At 60.4% G+C, this 17,669-nt stretch carries 14 protein-coding genes; 10 read left to right on the forward strand and 4 right to left on the reverse strand.

What is annotated here, in order from left to right:
- Positions 1–84 precede the first annotated feature (84 nt).
- From KGB27_RS27080 to KGB27_RS27125, 10 genes are all read left to right on the forward strand, one after another.
- Complete coding sequence (locus KGB27_RS27080; protein WP_223557001.1) at positions 85–1,245, forward strand: LLM class flavin-dependent oxidoreductase; 1,161 nt, start codon at positions 85–87, stop codon at positions 1,243–1,245.
- Positions 1,246–1,265: 20 nt separating this feature from the next.
- The gene (locus KGB27_RS27085; RefSeq protein ID WP_223557002.1) at positions 1,266–2,318 is read left to right on the forward strand and encodes an ABC transporter substrate-binding protein; all 1,053 of its coding nucleotides are present in this window, start codon (positions 1,266–1,268) and stop codon (positions 2,316–2,318) included.
- A 36-nt stretch (positions 2,319–2,354) separates the two neighbouring features.
- Positions 2,355–3,413: an ABC transporter substrate-binding protein gene (locus KGB27_RS27090; RefSeq protein WP_008029136.1), complete on the forward strand. Its 1,059-nt coding sequence runs from the start codon at positions 2,355–2,357 to the stop codon at positions 3,411–3,413.
- Positions 3,414–3,903: 490 nt separating this feature from the next.
- Complete coding sequence (locus KGB27_RS27095) at positions 3,904–6,174, forward strand: TonB-dependent receptor (RefSeq protein WP_223557004.1); 2,271 nt, start codon at positions 3,904–3,906, stop codon at positions 6,172–6,174.
- Positions 6,175–6,673: 499 nt separating this feature from the next.
- Positions 6,674–9,136: a TonB-dependent receptor plug domain-containing protein gene (locus KGB27_RS27100; RefSeq protein ID WP_223557006.1), complete on the forward strand. Its 2,463-nt coding sequence runs from the start codon at positions 6,674–6,676 to the stop codon at positions 9,134–9,136.
- A gap of 228 nt (positions 9,137–9,364) precedes the next feature.
- The gene (locus KGB27_RS27105; protein WP_223557008.1) at positions 9,365–10,126 is read left to right on the forward strand and encodes an ABC transporter permease; all 762 of its coding nucleotides are present in this window, start codon (positions 9,365–9,367) and stop codon (positions 10,124–10,126) included.
- A gap of 9 nt (positions 10,127–10,135) precedes the next feature.
- Positions 10,136–10,897, forward strand: coding sequence for an ABC transporter permease (locus tag KGB27_RS27110; RefSeq protein WP_207286233.1), 762 nt, complete (start codon positions 10,136–10,138; stop codon positions 10,895–10,897).
- Between the two features lie 13 nt (positions 10,898–10,910).
- Positions 10,911–11,705, forward strand: coding sequence for an ABC transporter ATP-binding protein (locus KGB27_RS27115; RefSeq protein ID WP_223557010.1), 795 nt, complete (start codon positions 10,911–10,913; stop codon positions 11,703–11,705).
- Positions 11,706–12,046: 341 nt separating this feature from the next.
- Positions 12,047–12,208, forward strand: a complete 162-nt coding sequence (locus KGB27_RS27120) for a hypothetical protein (RefSeq protein WP_207286235.1) — start codon at positions 12,047–12,049, stop codon at positions 12,206–12,208.
- Positions 12,209–12,261: 53 nt separating this feature from the next.
- Complete coding sequence (locus KGB27_RS27125) at positions 12,262–12,852, forward strand: helix-turn-helix domain-containing protein (RefSeq protein WP_162130711.1); 591 nt, start codon at positions 12,262–12,264, stop codon at positions 12,850–12,852.
- Between the two features lie 452 nt (positions 12,853–13,304).
- On the opposite strand, the gene KGB27_RS27130 is transcribed toward KGB27_RS27125, so the two are convergent.
- From KGB27_RS27130 to KGB27_RS27145, 4 genes are all read right to left on the reverse strand, one after another.
- On the reverse strand, positions 13,305–13,814 hold the full coding sequence (locus tag KGB27_RS27130) for a hypothetical protein (protein WP_223452683.1): 510 nt from the start codon (positions 13,812–13,814) through the stop codon (positions 13,305–13,307).
- A gap of 493 nt (positions 13,815–14,307) precedes the next feature.
- Positions 14,308–15,654 (reverse strand): glutamine synthetase family protein, encoded by a 1,347-nt coding sequence (locus KGB27_RS27135; protein ID WP_032828749.1) that lies wholly within the window; start codon positions 15,652–15,654, stop codon positions 14,308–14,310.
- A gap of 23 nt (positions 15,655–15,677) precedes the next feature.
- Positions 15,678–16,232, reverse strand: a complete 555-nt coding sequence (locus KGB27_RS27140) for a helix-turn-helix domain-containing protein (RefSeq protein ID WP_008044846.1) — start codon at positions 16,230–16,232, stop codon at positions 15,678–15,680.
- Positions 16,233–16,258: 26 nt separating this feature from the next.
- Positions 16,259–17,548 carry an NAD(P)/FAD-dependent oxidoreductase gene (locus KGB27_RS27145; protein WP_008044848.1) on the reverse strand — a complete coding sequence of 430 codons (1,290 nt, stop codon included), beginning with the start codon at positions 17,546–17,548 and terminating at the stop codon, positions 16,259–16,261.
- Positions 17,549–17,669: the final 121 nt, after the last annotated feature.

The raw sequence follows: 17,669 nt of genomic DNA on the forward strand, positions 1-17,669 counted from the left end.
CCATGGCATGTCCGTTGCAACCACCCCTGACAAGGCGTCCTCGCACCTGCGCGACGCAACGCGTACTTGAATCAGGAGCATCCCATGAGCACTGAATTTTTCTGGCGTCTGCCGCTGGGCACCGATGGTCCGCAACTGGCCACCGACAAACACAATCGTGGCAATCCGGACTATCGACCGGGCAACATCGCACCGGGGCGTTTGCCCAACGGCGAACCGGATGACTTCACTTACATCGACTACATCGCTCAGGTCGCGAAAGCGGCGGAACTGGCCGGGTTCGAAGGTGCCCTGCTGCCCACCGGCCCGGAGCCGTGGATTGCCGCAGCAGCCCTGGCCCGGGAAACCCGCCGGATCAAATTCCTGATCGCCTTCCAGGCCACCTGGACCTTGCCGGCCTATGCCGCGCAACAAGCGGCCATCCTGCAAAACCTCAGTCGCGGCCGCCTGGAGTGGAACATCATCACCGGCGGCAACCCGGCCAGTCAGCGGGCCAACGGTGACTTCCTCGAACACGACCTGCGCTACAAGCGCACCGGCGAATTCCTCGACATCATCCAGGGTCTTTGGCAGAACGAACGTTTCTCCTACGACGGCGATATCTACCAACTGGAGAACGGCGCCCTGCCCCATGGCTTGCAAAACGAACGCAAACCCGGCGTGTATTTCTCCGGTTTTTCCGATGCCGCGCTGGATGTCGCCGCCAAACATGCCGACGTTTACCTGAATTGGGCCGAGCCGATCGACAAGCTCAAGCCGCACATCGAGCGCGTCCGCGAACTGGCGGACAAACAAGGCCGCAGCGTGCGCTTCGGTCTGCGCGTCGACCTCTTCGCACGCGAAACCGAAGAGCAGGCCTGGAAAGATCTGCGCCGCCAGTTCGACAAGCTCGAAGGCAAGAGCAGCGTGGTCGCCAAAGGCTTTACCAGCGGTTCCGATTCAGTCGGTGGCGCACGGCAAACGGCTTACCACCAGAACATCGATCGCTTTGATGACCTGATCATTGGCCCGAACCTGTGGGCCGGTTTCGCCAAGGCCAAACCCGGGCCGACCGTGGGCCTGGTGGGCAGTCACCAGAACATCGCCGAACGCCTGTCGGAATACCGCGACGCCGGTTTCTCGACCTTCATCCTCGCCGGCAATCCGCACCTGGAAGAAGCCCTGCGCATCGGGCAGGAAGTGCTGCCGCTGGTGCATCAGCGCCCAGTCGCCCAACCGCAAACTCACTTGAAGGCCAGCGCCTGAGCGCGGCGGGAGAATCATTCATGACGCAAGCCCTCGACACCCTCTGGTACACCCGCTGCCCGGTCCCGACCGGACTCGGCATCGCCGTGCAAAAAGGCTGGCTGCAAGACACCGTCGGCGCGCTCGGCACCGAGGTTCAATCGCTGCGCGAGTCCACTGACAAAGCGGTTCGCGAATCTCACTTCGATCACACCTTGCGCAACTCGGTACGCCACGGCGGCAACATCCCGGCAATCTGGGCCCGTGCGCAGGGCCGGGAAACCCGGGTCATCGGCCTGTCCTGGGCTGATGAAGTGCAACTGATCCTGACCCGCGCCGACAGCGGCATCAAAACCGTCAAGGACCTCAAGGACCGTCGTTTCGGCTTACCGGACTGGGCCGGCGCGCAGATCGACTTCACCCGCGCCCAGGCCCTGCGCGGCCTGGAAAACGCCCTGAAACTCGAAGGCCTGCAAGTCGGCGACGTGCAATTGGTGAACTTCCGTTATGACGGCACGTTCAGCGACCCGCAGGTGCAAACCGTCAACGGCACACCGGTCAGCACGCAGCGGGTCGAGGGTCGTAATCTGGAACTGGTGGGCCTGCTGCGCGGTGAGGTCGATGCGATTTTCCTCAAGGGCGCGAGTGCCGCCCGGCAGGCCCACGAGTTCGGCCTGCACACGGTGATCGACACCGGTTCGCACCCGGAACCGCTGATTCGCAGCAACAACGGCACCCCGCGCACACTGGCCGTGGACCTGAACCTGCTGGACCAGCATTTCGATGTGGCCACCGGCATTCTTGATTCGGTGCTGCGCGCCGAACAATGGGCGCACACCCACCCGGAAGAAACCCGTCGCTACCTGGCTCGGGAAACCAACAGCAGCGAGTACTGGGTCAGCGCCGCGTACGGCGACGACGCGCACCTGCGCCTGCGCACCGAACTCGACGAACAGGCCATCGCCGCGTTGCAGGATTTCACCCACTTCCTGCATCGCTGGCGCTTCATCCCGAAAAGCTTCGACGTGCGCGACTGGATCGATCCACGGCCGTTGCAAGCGCTGCTGGCAACACCCACCGCACTGGCTGGCTAACCCGCCGGATTTCATGGATTGGAACTGAAGACCCTTATGAGCAAACCACTCGATACCCTTTGGTACACCCACAGCCCGGTGCCCACCGGGCTTGGCATCGCCGTGCAGTCCGGACGCCTGGCGGAAGCCTTTCTGCCGTTCGGCACCAATATCCAGTCCTTGCGCGAGTCCAGTGAACGGGAAGTTCGCGAAGCTCATTACGACCATCACCTGAAAAATTCGGTGCGTCACGGCGGCAATATTCCAGCGATCTGGGCCTACGCCAGCGGCGTGCAAACCCGCGTACTGGGGTTGTCCTGGAGCGACGAGGTGCAGTTGATCCTGACCACTGCGGAAAGCGGCGTGAAGAGCATTCGCGACCTGAAGAACCGCCGCTTCGGCCTGCCGAAATGGGCCAACGTGCAGATCGATTTCACTCGCGCCCAGGCCCTGCGCGGACTGGAAAACGCCCTCAAGCTTGAAGGCCTGGAGGTGTCCGATGTCGAGCTGGTGGATTACCCCTACGGCGGTACTTACAGCGACGATCAAAAACAGCATGTCTTCGGCTCGGAAGTCAGCCTCGGTGTCACGCGCTTCAGCAAGCGCAACAACGAACTGATCGGACTGCTGCGCGGCGACATCGACGCGATTTTCCTCAAGGGTGCGCACGCCGTGCACCTGGCGAACGAGTTCGGCTTGCAGGTGGTGGTCGATACCGGCTCGCACCCTGACCCGTTGATCCGCTCGAACAACGGTACGCCACGGACCCTGACCGTGGACACGCACCTGCTGCACGAGCATTTCGATGCCAGCGTGAAAATCGTCGACACCGTGCTGCGCACCGAGCAATGGGCGTGGGCCAATCCGGAAGAAACCCGACGCTTTTTGGCGCGGGAACTCAATACCAGCGAGTACTGGGTGGCCGCTGCGTATGGTGAAGATGCGCATCGGCGTTTGCGCACAACCCTGGATGCGCGCTCGATTGAAGCGTTGCAGGATTTCACCGATTTCCTGCATCGCTGGGATTTCATTCCACGCCGGTTCGATGTGCGCGAGTGGATTGATTTCAGCGTGCTGGAAAAGGTGATTGGTTCGACGTCGCGATTGGCGGTTTGAGGTTTTTTTCGTTTGTGAGGGCCCCTTCGCGGGCAAGCCTCGCTCCTACAGGGGTTGTGTGTCGTTCAAATTTATTGTGGCCGACACACAACCCCTGTAGGAGCGAGGCTTGCCCGCGAAGGCGTCTCACGATTCCAACCGTTAATCCGCGTGCGCCGCGACCCCGTGTAGGAGCCGGCTTGCTGCGGGCGGCGTTCCGGCGATGGCGTATTCAACATCACCGCATTGCTCGCCCAGCAACACACCCCCGCCCCAGTCCTGCTGCTCCAGCAACACCCGCCAAGCAACTTTCTGCTGAATCCCCGACAGGCACTTAGCGTCAGACTGGATCCAACTAACTCACTTATTAAAAATCGCCTTTAACAGCAACTTAAAAAAACTATTTAATCATTTTAATTCAATGATTTAACAAAACTAAACCCCCTAAAAAATAATCTGGCACGATCTCTGCTCTACCCCTATTAGCGAAACTTTAACGGGGGAGATTCACATGCATAAACTTAATCCAATCACCAAGAGTATCTGGTTAACCTTGCTGCTGTCCGGGGGGACTGTCAGCGAGGGGCTGCTGGCGGCGCAATCCAAGGACGCAGACAGCGACAAGACCACCACGGAGCCTTCACTCAAGACGGTCACCGTCACCGCTCAACACCGGGAAGAAACCCTGCAAGAGGTTCCGGTGGCCGTGTCGGCGGTACAGGGCACCAGCCTGATAGCCGATGGCGTGCGCAATATCGGCGACATCACCACATTCGTTCCCAACGTAGCGGCGAAGAACCCCGACGGTGATGGCCGGCCGCGTTGGTACATTCGTGGCCTCGGCACCGGTGATACGGGCGCGGCCACGGTGTTCCCGGTGGGGATCTACGCCGATGACGTGTACCTGAACGCGCCGATTGCCGGTGGCGGGCCGTTGTTCGACCTGGAACGCGTGGAGATTCTGCGCGGTCCGCAAGGCACGCTGTACGGCAAGAACACTACCGCCGGCGCGGTGAACATCATTTCCAAAAAGCCGACTTTCGACACTGACGGTTTCGGCACCATCGGCTTCGGCAGCAAGAACGAACGCATCGTCAGCGGTGCCCTCGGCGGCGCGCTGGTGGATGAAAAACTCGCCGCACGGGTGGCGCTGTATTCCGAAGAGCGCGACGGTTTCCAGAAGAACCTCGTCGACGACAACACCTACGGCGACGTCAACAAGAAAGCCGTACGCCTGCAATTCCTCGCCCAGTTGAACCCTGACCTGGATGCCCTGCTGAAGATCCACAGCCGTGAATTCAAAGGCGATGGCAGCAACGGCTCGCTGGCCGTCGGGCGTTACTACAACGTCGGTTATCAACGACCCAACGGGCGCGACACCGCGCTGAACGTCAACGAGGATTCCAAGCTTGATCACGACGGCACGTCGCTGACCCTGAACTGGAATTTGGGTGATTACACCCTGACGTCGATCAGCGCTTATGACTACATCCGCGGTCAGTCCACCAGCGATGCCGACTACACGCCTTTTGAGGTGAACGGCGCGGCGATTTCCGATAACAAATACGCCCAGTACTCGCAAGAAATCCGCCTGGCCTCTCCGCAGCAGGAGACCCTGCGCTGGCTCGCCGGTGCGCATTACTTCCACGAAGACCTCGACAGCTCGGCCCAGCGCATCATCACGCCCGGCCCGACACCCAACGGCACCGGCTCGAACCAGACCGGCGGCGCCACCGATTTTCGTGACCTCAACTTCGACCACACCACCGACAGCTATGCGTTGTTCGGCAACCTGACCTACGACTTCACCGACGACTTCAGCGTCACCGGTGGCCTGCGCTGGACCCAGGAAAAGAAAGACATCGACCTCAACCTGACCCAACTGACCCGCACCACGGCCAACGGCCCGCTGGTGCCGCTGGGCGGCGTCGGCACCAACGGCAATCGTCAGGAAGACAAGACCTGGGAAGCCTGGACGTACGACCTGACGCCGGAATACCGGATCAACGACAACGTGCGCGTGTTCTTCCGTTATGCCCATGGCTTCCGTTCCGGCGGCTTCAACACCGGGCTGTCGACCAGCCTTGCGCAGCTGACCACGGTTGACCCGGAACAACTCGACGCCTACGAAATCGGCCTCAAGTCCGAGTGGTTCGACCATCGCCTGACGGCCAACGCCAACATCTTCTACTACGACTACTCGGACATTCAGGTGAACCTGCTGACGGTCAACAACGGCGTGTTGACCACCGCGCTGACCAACGGCGCCAAGGGTACGGTCAAGGGTGCCGAGCTGGAGCTCGAAGGCCAGCCGACTGACTACCTGCACTTGCGGGCGGCGGTGTCGTTCCTCGATACCGAATACACCGATTTCAAAAACACTAACCCGACCACAGGCGCCGTTACCGGTGACTACAGCGGCAACAGCTTCGTGCGTTCGCCACGCAATGTGGTGTCGCTCGGTGCCGATTACACCTTCCCGCTGGAGATCGGCGGCAAGCTGGTGGCCGGCGGTGACGTGAGTTTTCGCGACAAGGAATACTTCCTCGCCGATCGCCAGAGCAGCGCCGACAAGACGCTCACCCAACCCCATTACACCCTGGCCAACACCCGCCTGACCTGGTTCAGCCCGGATGAAAAACTCAGCGTCACCGGTTTCGTCAACAACCTCACCGACCGCCGCTACCAGGTCCATGGCCGGCCCAACGGCACCCTCGGTCAGTACGTCATCACCTACGGCGACCCACGCACCGTCGGCCTGAGCGTGACCAGCCGTTTCTGACGGCCCCCTCTGTAGGAGCCGGCTTGCCGGCGATGGGGCCTTCATGCCTTGCATCGGCGGTAAGGACGCCATCGCCAGCAAGCCGGCTCCTACAAAGGATTGTGTTGTTCTCGATTTCCGTGACACCGCTTCCCCCTGTAGGAGCTGGCTTGCCAGCGATGGGGCCTTCAAGCCTTGCGTCGCCAGTGAGGACGCTATCGCCGGCAAGCCGGCTCCTACAAAGGATTGTGTTGTTCTCGATTTCCGTGACACCGCTTCTCCCTGTAGGAGCTGGCTTGCCAGCGATGAGGGCCTAAAGCCTTGCGTCGCCAGTGAGGACGCCATCGCCGGCAAGCCGGCTCCTACAAGGATTGTGTTGTTTTCAATTTCCGTGACACCGCTCCCCCTGTAGGAGCCGGCTTGCTGGCGATGGGGCCTCAAGGCGCGCATCGCTCATGCGGTCGCCATCGCCGGCAAGCCGGCTCCTACAGGGGCTGCGGACCTTTTAAGGACTCTGCTCATGTTCCATCGCACTCCGTTGGCCGGCGCTATTGCGCTGGTCATTGGCAGCCTTGCCGTGCCTGTTTCGGCTGCCGAAACCCAACCCACCGCCAGCGGCGATCACCTGGACACTGTCGTGGTGCTCGGCACCCGGCGCAGTGATGTCACCGCACTGGAAAGCGCCGCACCGGTAGACGTCTTGACCGGCGAGCAATTGCAGCAGACCGGTGCCAGCGACCTGTCCGGTGCGCTCACGGCCCTGTCGCCCTCGTTCAGCTATCCGCAATCACCCCAGGGCGCGTTTGCCGGTTCCATCGCTCAGGGCGCCTCGTTGCGTGGCCTGGCCTCCGATCAGGTGCTGGTGCTGGTTAACGGCAAACGTCGCCACACCAGCGCCAACGTCACACGACAAAGCCTGGTCAATGGTCGTGGCGCCGCCGCGGTCGACCTGAGCCTGATCCCCTTGAGCTCGATCCAGCGCGTCGAAATCCTGCGCGACGGTGCTGCCGCTCAATATGGCTCCGACGCCATCGCCGGGGTGATCAACATCGTGCTCAAGGAAAAGGACGACGGCGGCAACCTCGGTTACCGCTTCGGCGGCTACGACAAGGGTGACGGCATCCAGCGCAAGCTCAGCGGCTGGAAAGGTTTCGCCCTGCCCAACGACGGCTTCCTGACCCTGAGTTTCGACGCCGGCAGCCAGGACCCGGCCAGCGACACCAACCCTGACAACCGGATCTTCTACCCCGGTTCCACCAGCATCAACACGCCGCGCGAGCAGAACAACCGCTACCGCACCTGGCGCTGGGGCTCGGGCAATGTCTCGGACCAGTACAACTTCGCCGCCAACAGCGAAGTCGGCATCGGCGACGGTCTGACGGCCTACGGTTTCGCCACCTACTCGCACAAAAACACCGACGCCGAAGGCTTCTTCGACCCGCCCACCACCCTGCGCAACAACTACAGCAGCACCGCATTGCAGCGCTTCCCGGACGGGCGCCTGCCGATCACGCGCTATTCGCTGGAAGACTATGCGCTGACCGGCGGCCTGCGTTACGAAGACGACCTTCTGGGTAAATTCGACTTCGCCGTGAACCATGGCAACAACACCCTGAAGTCCACCGACCGTAACGCGATCAACCCCAGCTGGGGCGCCACCAGCCCGGAAAAAATCTTCACCGGCGAACGGGAGGCCGATCAGACCAACGTGACACTGGACTGGGTGCGGGATTTCCCCACCGACCTGCTGTTCAAGCCGCTGACGCTCTCGGCCGGCCTGGCCTGGCGTCAGGAGAATTACGAGCTGAGCGCCGGCGAAGCGGCTGGCTGGCAGAACGGCCCGTTGTTCAACACCGTCGACCCGGTCACCGGCCGGCGCATCCCGGGCTACTACTCGGGCATCACCCAGGTCGATGCGGCTTCACTGGACCGCAACGTGCTGGGTGCCTACATTGACGTCGAAGGGCAGATCACCGAGAAATTCCAGGCCGGCGTCGCGGTGCGCACCGAGCACTATTCGGACTTTGGCGACACCACCAACGGCAAACTGTCGCTGCGTTATGACTTCACCCCGCAGATCGCCGCACGGGCCACGGCCAGCACGGGTTATCGCGCGCCGTCGCTGGTGCAGAGCGGCTTGTCCTCGTTCAGCGTGCAGGTGGTGGAACAGCCGCCCGGCAGCGGCAACTTCGTCGAAGTGCAGCAACGCACATTGCGCGCCGACAGCCCGGAAGCGGCGCTGCTGGGCGGCAAGTCGCTGAAACCGGAAGAGTCCACCAGTTATTCCCTGGGCCTGGTCTGGCGCCCGTTGGCCAACGCGTCGGTGACGCTGGACGCCTACCGGATCGACATCGACAACCGCATCACCCTCTCCGATCAGTTACCGGCGGCGGTGGTGTCGCCGATTTTCGCCGGCACGCCCTACGCGAATATCCAGAGCGCGGCCTTCTACACCAACGTTGCCGACACCCGCACCGACGGGATCGAGCTGATGGGTAACTATCAGCTGGACCTGCAGCAATGGGGCCGCCTGAACCTGAGCAGCGGCATCAGCCAGAACAACACGAAAATCACCGCGTTGCGCGATGTCGGCAATATCAAGGGCTCGCAGATTGTCGGCCGTACCACCCAGGGCCTGATCGAGGACGGCACACCGGAAACCAAACTGGTGCTGAGCGCCAACTGGCTGTTTGATGAGTGGGGGGTGACCGTGGCTCAGCGTCGTTACGGTGAATGGAAAAGCCTCAACGCCACCAACCCGACCCTGGACCAGACCTACAGCCCGCAATGGGTCACGGACCTGGATGTGTCGTACACCTTCAACAAGGCGCTGAAGCTGTCGGTGGGCGCAATCAACCTGTTCGACACACACCCGGACAAGGCGGATGGCGCGCAGTTGTACGGCGTACCGAAATACTCGATCACCAGCCCTGAAGGGGCGCAGGGTGCGTTTTATTACACCAGCGTCAGTTACGAGTTCTGAGGCGTGTGCTGATGGGGTGTTGCTGGAGCAGCAATGGGTGCTGGCATGGCATCAATGTGCGGTGCATAGGCTGACGTCTTCGCGGGCAAGCCTCGCTCCTACAGGTTACGCATTGTCCCTGTAGGAGCGAGGCTTGCCCGCGAAGGCGTCAGTGCGATCAACCACTCTCTGTGCGATGGCACACCTCTTGCGATACCCCTGCGGTACTTCGCCGAAATAAGACCCGCCATGCGTACCCGACGTCTGTTGTTTTCCCTGACCTGGCTCATCTCCCCTGCCGCCCTGCTGTTGCTCTGGGCGGTGGTGGCCGAGGCCGGGATTTTCCCGCGCAACCTGCTCGTCCCGCCCGCTCAGGTGTGGCAGACCTTCGAGGAACTGTCGGCCAGCGGTGAGCTGCTCGACCACTTGCTCAACAGCCTGTCACGACTGGGGCTGGGTTTCGGCATCGGCTCGCTGCTGGGCCTGGCGTTCGGGGTGCTGATGGCGTTGTCGAAGAACGTCGAGATCTACTGCTCGCCGCTGTTCCATACCCTGCGCCAGATCCCCAGCATCGCGCTGATCCCGATGTTTGTGCTGCTGTTCGGCATCGATGAAACCTTCAAGATCATCATCGTCGCCAAGACCGCGTTCTTCCCGGTGGCGCTGGCCGCCAGCGAAGGGGTCAAGGCCATTCCGCGCAGCTACTTCGAAGTCGCCGGTGTGTATCGCCTGCGCTGGCCGACGTTTGTTCGCGCCATCGCCCTGCCCGCTGCCGCGCCGCCGATCATCACCGGTTTTCGCATCAGCCTGACCCGCGCCTGGGTGGTGTTGGTGGCCACCGAGTTGCTGGCCGCCGACAGCGGTCTGGGGCAGATGATCGAAATGAGCCGGCAGATGTTGCGCATTGATGTGGTGATGGTCGGAATTGTGGTGACCGGCGTTATCGGTTTCGCCCTGGACTTCACCTTTCGCCAACTGGAACAGCGGCTGTTCCGCTGGCAGACCCGCTAGGAGCCGATGATGATTCGATTGCTTGCCAAATCCCGTGGCCTGCTGCTGCCGCTGTTGTTGATCGGCGGCTGGGAATACCTGTCGCGCCAGGGTGCCGCCGGCGCGTATGCCTTTGTGCCGTTGTCGGCGATCGGCGCAGCGTTGCTCGAACTGTTGGCCAACGGCGAGTTGCTGGTGAACCTGCTGGCCAGCCTGGCCCGCACCAGCACCGGCCTGGCACTGGGGATTTTCTTCGGCGTGCTGCTGGGGGTGCTGATGGCGCTGTCGGCGGTGGCCAATCGGCTGGTCGGGCCGCTGTTTCATTCGATCCGCCAGGTGCCGATGCTCGGCTGGATTCCGTTGATCGCCATGTGGTTTGGCAATGGCGAGTTTTCCAAAGTGTTGATCGTCAGTCTCGCGGCGTTCTATCCGATGGTCCTCAACACGTATCAGGGTTTCAGCCATGTCGAGAAGCGCTATCGCGAGGTCGGCCAGGTGCTGGTGCTGAGCCGCTGGCAACGCTTTCGTCATGTGCTGCTGCCGGCGGCGCTGCCGAGCATTGCCACCGGCGTGCTGCATGCGCTGGCGTTTGCCTGGGTCACCGCGGTGGGCAGCGAACTGTTCCTGTCTTCGGGCGCCGGCCTGGGCAACCTGATGATGAACGCCGAAGCCGGCTCACGCATGGAAGTCATCGTCCTCAGCGTGCTGTGCATTGGCCTCTGCGGTTACCTGATGACCCTGCTGTTCACTCTTCTTAGCCGCCATCTGCTGCGCTGGCGCAACATTCGCTGAAAGGCCGATAACCATGAACGCAATTGCCCAACACGCTGTGCCACACAGCACCTCATTACACACCGGTGCGCTGCAGATTCGCGGCCTGAGCAAGGCTTACCGGATCGAAGGCCAGCCTTTGCCGGTGCTGCAGCAGATCAATCTCGACGTGCGTCCCGGTGAGTTCGTCAGCATCGTCGGTGCCAGCGGTTGCGGTAAGTCGACGCTGCTGCGGCTGGTCGTCGGGCTGGAGGACGACTATGAAGGCGAGATTCTGCTGGATGGCAAACGGGTGGTCGGCACCAGCCTGGAACGCGGGATCGTGTTTCAGGACCATCGACTGTTTCCGTGGATGCCCCTGAACCAGAACATTGCCCTGGCGTTGAAAAACCATCCGTTGTCCAAGGCAGAAAAGGACCGTTTGGTGGCCGAGCACATTGCGCTGGTCAACCTCGAAGGTTTTGAAAACGCCTACCCCCACCAGTTGTCCGGCGGCATGGCGCAGCGCGCGGCCATCGCCCGCGCACTGATCAACCAACCGAAAGTGCTGCTGCTCGACGAACCCCTCGGCGCCCTCGACGCCTTGACCCGGGTGCGCCTGCAACATGAGTTGCAACGCATCTGGGTGCAACAGCGCTGCACGGTGATCATGGTCACCCACGACATCGAAGAAGCGCTGTACCTGGGCGACCGGGTCATTGTGATGGACGCCCATCCGGGCCGGATCAAGCAGGAAATCAAGGTCGACCTGCCCCATCCACGGGACCGGGCTTCAACGGTTTTGCAGGGGTACAAGGAACAGCTGCTTGAGGAATTGGTGGGGCATTAAACGCTGGACCTGTAGGAGCCGGCTTGCTGGCGATTGAAACGACGCGGTGTGTCCGATGCGCCGCCATCGCCGGCAAGCCGGCTCCTACAAGGTCATTTGATAAACACAGAATCCTGTAGGAGCTGGCTTGCCGGCGATGGCGTCTGGCTTGATATACCGCGTCGATCCGATCGCCAGCAAGCCGGCTCCTACAGGGTCAGGGGGCATCTAGAGTCCTTCTGGCAGTTGGCTTTTAAAATAACCAAAAGGAATTAATAAATACATAAACATTATTTATCGTTATAAAAATATCCGAGTAGTCTCAGACCATCCCGTCATTCACCACGACAGTGAAGAGCCCTATGAATCCGACCGCCAACATCATCGACTTCGCCAACTACCGCAAACGCAAACAAGCGCAGCAACGGGCACGGGCCATGTGGGAAATGTATGCACGCAATGCTGGCCTGCAGGCCTTTCAGTGGGTTCAGGCTTCGCGTTCGACCGAGACTCGTCAGGCGTGAATACACAAAACCCCTCGCGCTTTCTGGCGAGCGCTCACGAACCCGTGCTGGACCTGAACAACCTCGAATCACTGGAAGAAGACCCGATCTGCGAGCGGGTCGCGCAAAACCTGCAACGCCTGCGGGGCAAGCGTCACCTGTCCCTCGACGCCCTTGCGCGACAATGCGGTGTGAGCCGGGCGATGCTCGCGCAGATCGAATCCGGACGCAGCGTGCCGTCGATCAAAGTGCTGTGCAAGATCGCCAAAGGCTTGAAGGTTTCGGTGGCCGCGTTTCTCGAACATCGGGCCTTTGAAGGGGTGGCCGTGTTATCGGCGAGCCAGAGCAAACGCCTGGTCAGCGCCAGCGGCGCCTTTGTCAGTCGTGCGCTGTTCCCGTTTGACGTGGCGCGCCAATCGGAGTTTTACGAACTGCGCCTGAGCCCATTGGGAGAGGACGTTTCCGAGGGCCATGGCCCCGGCGTCCAGGAGAACCTGGTGGTTTCGCAGGGCGTACTGGAAATCAGCGTCAACGACGAACGCTACCTGCTTTCTACCGGCGATTCGATCCTGTTTTACGCCGACCAGCCCCACCGCTATCGCAACCCGGCGGACAGTGAAGCGGTGGCGTATCTGGTGGTGACTTACCCGGAACGCCTCGACTGACAAAACCGGCTTGCGGGTGATGGCGGCTTTGCTGGCGCCTTCGCCGGCAAGCCGGCTCCTACAGGGTAGGTGGCCAACTCCAACTCATCGAACGACGCAGACATTGTAGGAGCCGGCTTGCCGGCGATGGCGATCTCAAATACGCCTTCGCCGGCAAGCCTGGCTCCTACAGAGTGGGTGGTCAGCTCCAATTCATCGAACGACGCAAACATTGTAGGAGCCGGCTTGCTGGCGATGGCGTCAGCAAATACGCCTTCGCCGGCAAGCCTGGCTCCTACAGGGTCGTGGTTACCGCTATTTTTTCGGACGACATCAAACTGTAGGAGCCGGCTTGCCGGCGATGGCGATCTCAAATACGCCTTCGCCGGCAAGCCTGGCTCCTACAAAAACAGGACATCAAAAAGCCCGGCCAATCTGCATTGGCCGGGCTTTTTAATGGCTGTCGCTCAGGATCAGCAGGTGCAGCACATCATCGGCATGCCATTGCAGCTCATCATCATCGGCATGCTGCAATCGTTCATCATTTTCATCATCAGGGTGCAGCAGCTTTTCATCATGTCCATGTTCATGCCCGCCATCGGCATGATTTTGCACATCATGCCGTCAGCCATCATGGTGCATTCCATCACGCACTTCATCGACGGCATCGGCATGCCCATCATCGGCATTGGCATCATCATGTTCATCATCGGCATCGCCATGGCCGCCTGGGACATGCACATCATGCTCATGTTGCCGCAGTGCATCATCATCGGCATGCCGCAGTTCATCATCATCTGCATCATTTCTGCGCTGTTCTTGAACATCGCCATGTCCATGCCTGCGGCCGGCATCATTTTGCACATCATGCCGTCGTCCATCATTTCGCACGTCATGGTCGCCATCATCATCGGCATGCCCATCATCGGCATCATCGGCATGTTGGCGTTCATCGGCATTTGCATCTGCATGGCGTTCATCATGGTGTTGTTCCCCAAAGGTTTGAATAGTTGGACGAAGCTGATGGCGCCGATTCTAAGGATTGGACCGGGGGCAACAAGATGACCATCGAACAGCGGAATTTGATGCTGGGGCAGCTTTAACGAGGTGGATAGAACGTCTATTTCTGCCATGACCACCATTCGGATTTGATTGCAGACACAACCCGATCCACAACGCGGATTTCACGGTTATGGATATGCAGAAGAGGTCTATTTAAATAACCGAAAGAAATAATCGTTCTAACTGAACGAATAATTTTTGAAGCACAGCTTATTTCAAGCAAAAAAAAATCCCAGGCAGCTGATGGACGCCTGGGATTTAAAAATGCATAAACCGTGGTGGTGAACGCGGTGCGGATATTACGGAATATTTCACCGTGTAACAAGATATTTTGACTCACCACCTGGTTACTAATCTTTCCAAGTCCTTAAATATCCACACTTTTTTTAAGGTCGAGTGACGACAAGCAGTCAACTACAAGTACCAGCGATATTCACGTGCATTGATGTCCTGCATAAATGCCAAATGGTCCTGACGCTTGTTTTCGCAGTAGACATTTACAAACTCCGCACCCAATCCCTCACGCAACTGCGCGTTGTGTTGCATGGATTGAACGGCCTCCAGCATCTCCAGCGGGAAGTTGATGCCACTGCTGCGATCTTCATTCAACGGTGCTATCGGTTGACGACCGGTTTCAAGTCCTTGTTCCAACCCGACCAGAATCGCCGCCAACACCAGATACGGGTTGGCATCGGCACCGGCGAGGCGATGTTCGATGCGCAGATTCCTCGCGTCCGACTCAGGAACCCGCAGGCAGGCATCCCGATCTTCGAAGCCCCAACTGGCACGCGTCGCGACATTCACGGTGCCGCTCAAGCGACGCAGCGCATTGTGGTTCGGCGCGAAAATCGGCATGCAATGCGGCAACAGTTCTAGGCAACCGGCCACGGCATGGCGCAGCGGCTGTTGGTCATTGGCCGCTAAAAGGTTATTGCCCGCCTCGTCGTACAGGCTCACATGAACATGCATGCCGCTGCCGGGGTGTTGCAAGTAAGGCTTGGCCATGAAACTGGCGCGGTAGTTGTGCTTGAGCGCCACGCCACGGGTGCTGCGGCAAAACAGCGCCGCCCAGTCGGCAGCCCGCAGGCCGTCATCCAGGTGACCGAAGTTGATCTCGAACTGCCCCGGGCCCAGCTCGGCAGTAATCACCGTGGTGTCGATGCCTTGCGCCCGCGCCGTCTCGACCATTTCATCGAGCACCGGCGCAAACCGCGACAGCCGCTCGATGTGCATGTTCGGCTGATCGTCCGCATCGTCGGTCAGCGGATCGCGCGCAAACTGCGGCAAGCCGTCACGCAACTGGCGATCGAACAGGTAGAACTCAAGTTCGAAAGCCACCACCGGGAAAATCCCTTTGCCAGCGAGGCGCTCCAGCACTTGCGCCAGCACTTCCCGTGGCTCGAAGACGATCGGTTTTTCAGTGCCGCTGGAGGTGATCAACATCTGCCCCAGCGGCTGTTTTTCCCAGTCGACGATTTTCAGCGTACCCGGCACCAACCGACGGGGCGCATCCGGGTCGCCGTCGTTGAAACAGTAGTCGCCGATTTTGAACAGCCCGCCTTGAGTGCCGAGCAATACACAATTCTGCGGCAGCTTGAGCGCGCTGCCGGCGGCGACCTTTTCGAGCATCTCGATCGGATAGCGCTTGCCGTAGAAATGCCCCGGGATGTCCAGGGAAATCAGGTCGACGTAGCGCACATCCGGAAAGCGCTGCCGAAATGCGCGCACTTCAGCAACCAGATCAGAGCAGACAGCATCCATCATGTTGTTCCTTGTTGTTTTTATCAGGTGTAAACCCAGAGCACCCGGGTGAGCTGATCGGTGAGATTGCCGTAGCGGCAATGGGTATGGCTGGCGAGCTGAAAGCTGTCCCCGGCCCCTAGAGTGACCGGTTGATTGTCATCCAGCCAAAGTGTCAGTTGCCCTTCGAGCACGTAACCGCCCTGCTCCGAGCTGTCATCCATGTGCCGGTCACCACTGCTGGCGCCGGGTTCGAGACGGCTTTCGAGCATCGAGAACGTGGCGCGCATTTTCGGCGAGACCAGAATGTCGGTGATGCCGTCGGCGTAATACAGCGTGCGGCGCTCGTCCGGACGGGTCACCCACGGCAAGGCCATGGGTTTGGGCAGGCTGTAGAAATAGGTGGTCGGCACGCCGAGGGTTTCGCTGATCGCGGTCAAGTCCGCCACGGTCGGACGTGACAATCCACGCTCGACTTGCGAAAGAAAACCGACGGAACGACCGATCTTGTCCGCCAGTTCCTTGAGCGTGTATTTCTTGTGTTTGCGCAGGTCCTGAATCAGGATCGCCAGCGCCGAAATCTCTTCTTGCATGTCCATCTGAAAGCTTCCAGAAAATGTGCGTTTCAAAGGCTGTCGCGCAACCGATACCAGGCCTTGCCGATGGCTTCCAGGGGCGCGGCCATGTATTTGCCGCCGGGGAAGCTGCCGTTGACCAGGCCCTGATACAAGCCCAGCTCGTCTGCCTGACCGAGTATCGCGTCGGACACGGCGCGAGCCCCGGCCAGAGTCGGCAGCACACCGTGGCCCGAATAACCCTGCAGCCAATAGAGATCGCCGCGTCGGCCAATGTCAGGCGTGCGTTTAAGCGTAAGGTCGATATGCCCGCCCCAGGCGAATTCCAGGTCGACGCCCTGGAGCTGAGGAAATACCCGTTGCAGGAACGGCCGGGTCGCGGCAGCGATGTCCTTCGGCATGCCGCCCAGGTAGGTGCAACCGCCGCCGAACAGCAAGCGGTTATCCGGTGTACGACGGAAATAATCGAGAACGAACTGATTGTCGGTGACGCAGACATTGCTTGGCAGGAGCGCGGTCGCCTGTGCTTGCGAGAGCGGCGCGGTGGCCACCTGATAGGTGCCGACCGGCAACACACAACTTGATAGCTGCGGATCGAGCCGGTCCAGATAGGCGTTGCACGCCAGCACCAGCACATCGGCCCGGATGCGTCCGCGCTCAGTGGTGACCACGTACCGGCCACCCTCCTCGCGGTAATTCAGCGCCTTGCTTTGTTCATGAATACGACCACCGGCGCGCTCAATGGCCGCCGCCAGGCCAAGTGCCAGTTTCAACGGGTTCAGGTGTCCGCCTTCAGGATCAAACAGGCCCGCCTGGTAGCGCTCGCTGGCGACCCATTGCGGCAACTGCTCACGGGGAATGAATTGCAATCCATCGTGACCCCATTTGTGGCTCGCCTCGTGTTGCCACTCGGTCAGCAGGCTCACCCGGCGCGGCATCACCGATGTCCAGAGGTGGCCGGGCCGATAATCACAATCGAATTCATGCCGGTCGGGCAGCGCGCGCAGTTCCTGCGCAGCCCAGCGCATGCCGTCCCACAAGCGCCGCGCACGCTCATAACCCAGCGCGGCCTCCAGAGGCGGCATATCGCACGACCAACCGAGAATGGCCTGGCCGCCATTACGCCCCGACGCTGCCCAAGCCACTCGACTGGCTTCCAGCAGCGTCACGCGCTTGCCCGCCAGGGCCAGTCGCAATGCCGTGTGCAAACCACTGAAGCCGGCGCCGATGATCAACACGTCGGTGTCGTGCTCGCCCTCCAACGCCGCACGTTCCACCAAGCGATCTGCGCAAGTGTGAGCGTAGTAGCTGGCGACATGACGGGTGGATTGCTGAAACATGCGAGCCTCATGAAATTTTATTATTTAAATTTCATGAAAAAATACACACGTTATTTCACGAACGCAAGAACCTGTAGGAGCGAGCCTGCTCGCGATGGTGTGTCACTCAACCTTATGTGGC

Origin of the sequence: Pseudomonas sp. BF-R-01, assembly GCF_019946615.1 — a bacterium.
Classification (GTDB): domain Bacteria; phylum Pseudomonadota; class Gammaproteobacteria; order Pseudomonadales; family Pseudomonadaceae; genus Aquipseudomonas; species Aquipseudomonas migulae.

Bases quoted from the DNA above. Each gene is read 5' to 3' on its own strand.
- KGB27_RS27080 (WP_223557001.1), top strand. From the start codon at position 85: ATGAGCACTGAATTTTTCTGGCGTCTGCCGCTGGGCACCGATGGTCCG.
- KGB27_RS27085 (WP_223557002.1), top strand. From the start codon at position 1,266: ATGACGCAAGCCCTCGACACCCTCTGGTACACCCGCTGCCCGGTCCCG.
- KGB27_RS27090 (WP_008029136.1), top strand. From the start codon at position 2,355: ATGAGCAAACCACTCGATACCCTTTGGTACACCCACAGCCCGGTGCCC.
- KGB27_RS27095 (WP_223557004.1), top strand. From the start codon at position 3,904: ATGCATAAACTTAATCCAATCACCAAGAGTATCTGGTTAACCTTGCTG.
- KGB27_RS27100 (WP_223557006.1), top strand. From the start codon at position 6,674: ATGTTCCATCGCACTCCGTTGGCCGGCGCTATTGCGCTGGTCATTGGC.
- KGB27_RS27105 (WP_223557008.1), top strand. From the start codon at position 9,365: ATGCGTACCCGACGTCTGTTGTTTTCCCTGACCTGGCTCATCTCCCCT.
- KGB27_RS27110 (WP_207286233.1), top strand. From the start codon at position 10,136: ATGATTCGATTGCTTGCCAAATCCCGTGGCCTGCTGCTGCCGCTGTTG.
- KGB27_RS27115 (WP_223557010.1), top strand. From the start codon at position 10,911: ATGAACGCAATTGCCCAACACGCTGTGCCACACAGCACCTCATTACAC.
- KGB27_RS27120 (WP_207286235.1), top strand. From the start codon at position 12,047: ATGAATCCGACCGCCAACATCATCGACTTCGCCAACTACCGCAAACGC.
- KGB27_RS27130 (WP_223452683.1), bottom strand. From the start codon at position 13,814: ATGATGAACGCCATGCAGATGCAAATGCCGATGAACGCCAACATGCCG.
- KGB27_RS27135 (WP_032828749.1), bottom strand. From the start codon at position 15,654: ATGGATGCTGTCTGCTCTGATCTGGTTGCTGAAGTGCGCGCATTTCGG.
- KGB27_RS27140 (WP_008044846.1), bottom strand. From the start codon at position 16,232: ATGGACATGCAAGAAGAGATTTCGGCGCTGGCGATCCTGATTCAGGAC.
- KGB27_RS27145 (WP_008044848.1), bottom strand. From the start codon at position 17,548: ATGTTTCAGCAATCCACCCGTCATGTCGCCAGCTACTACGCTCACACT.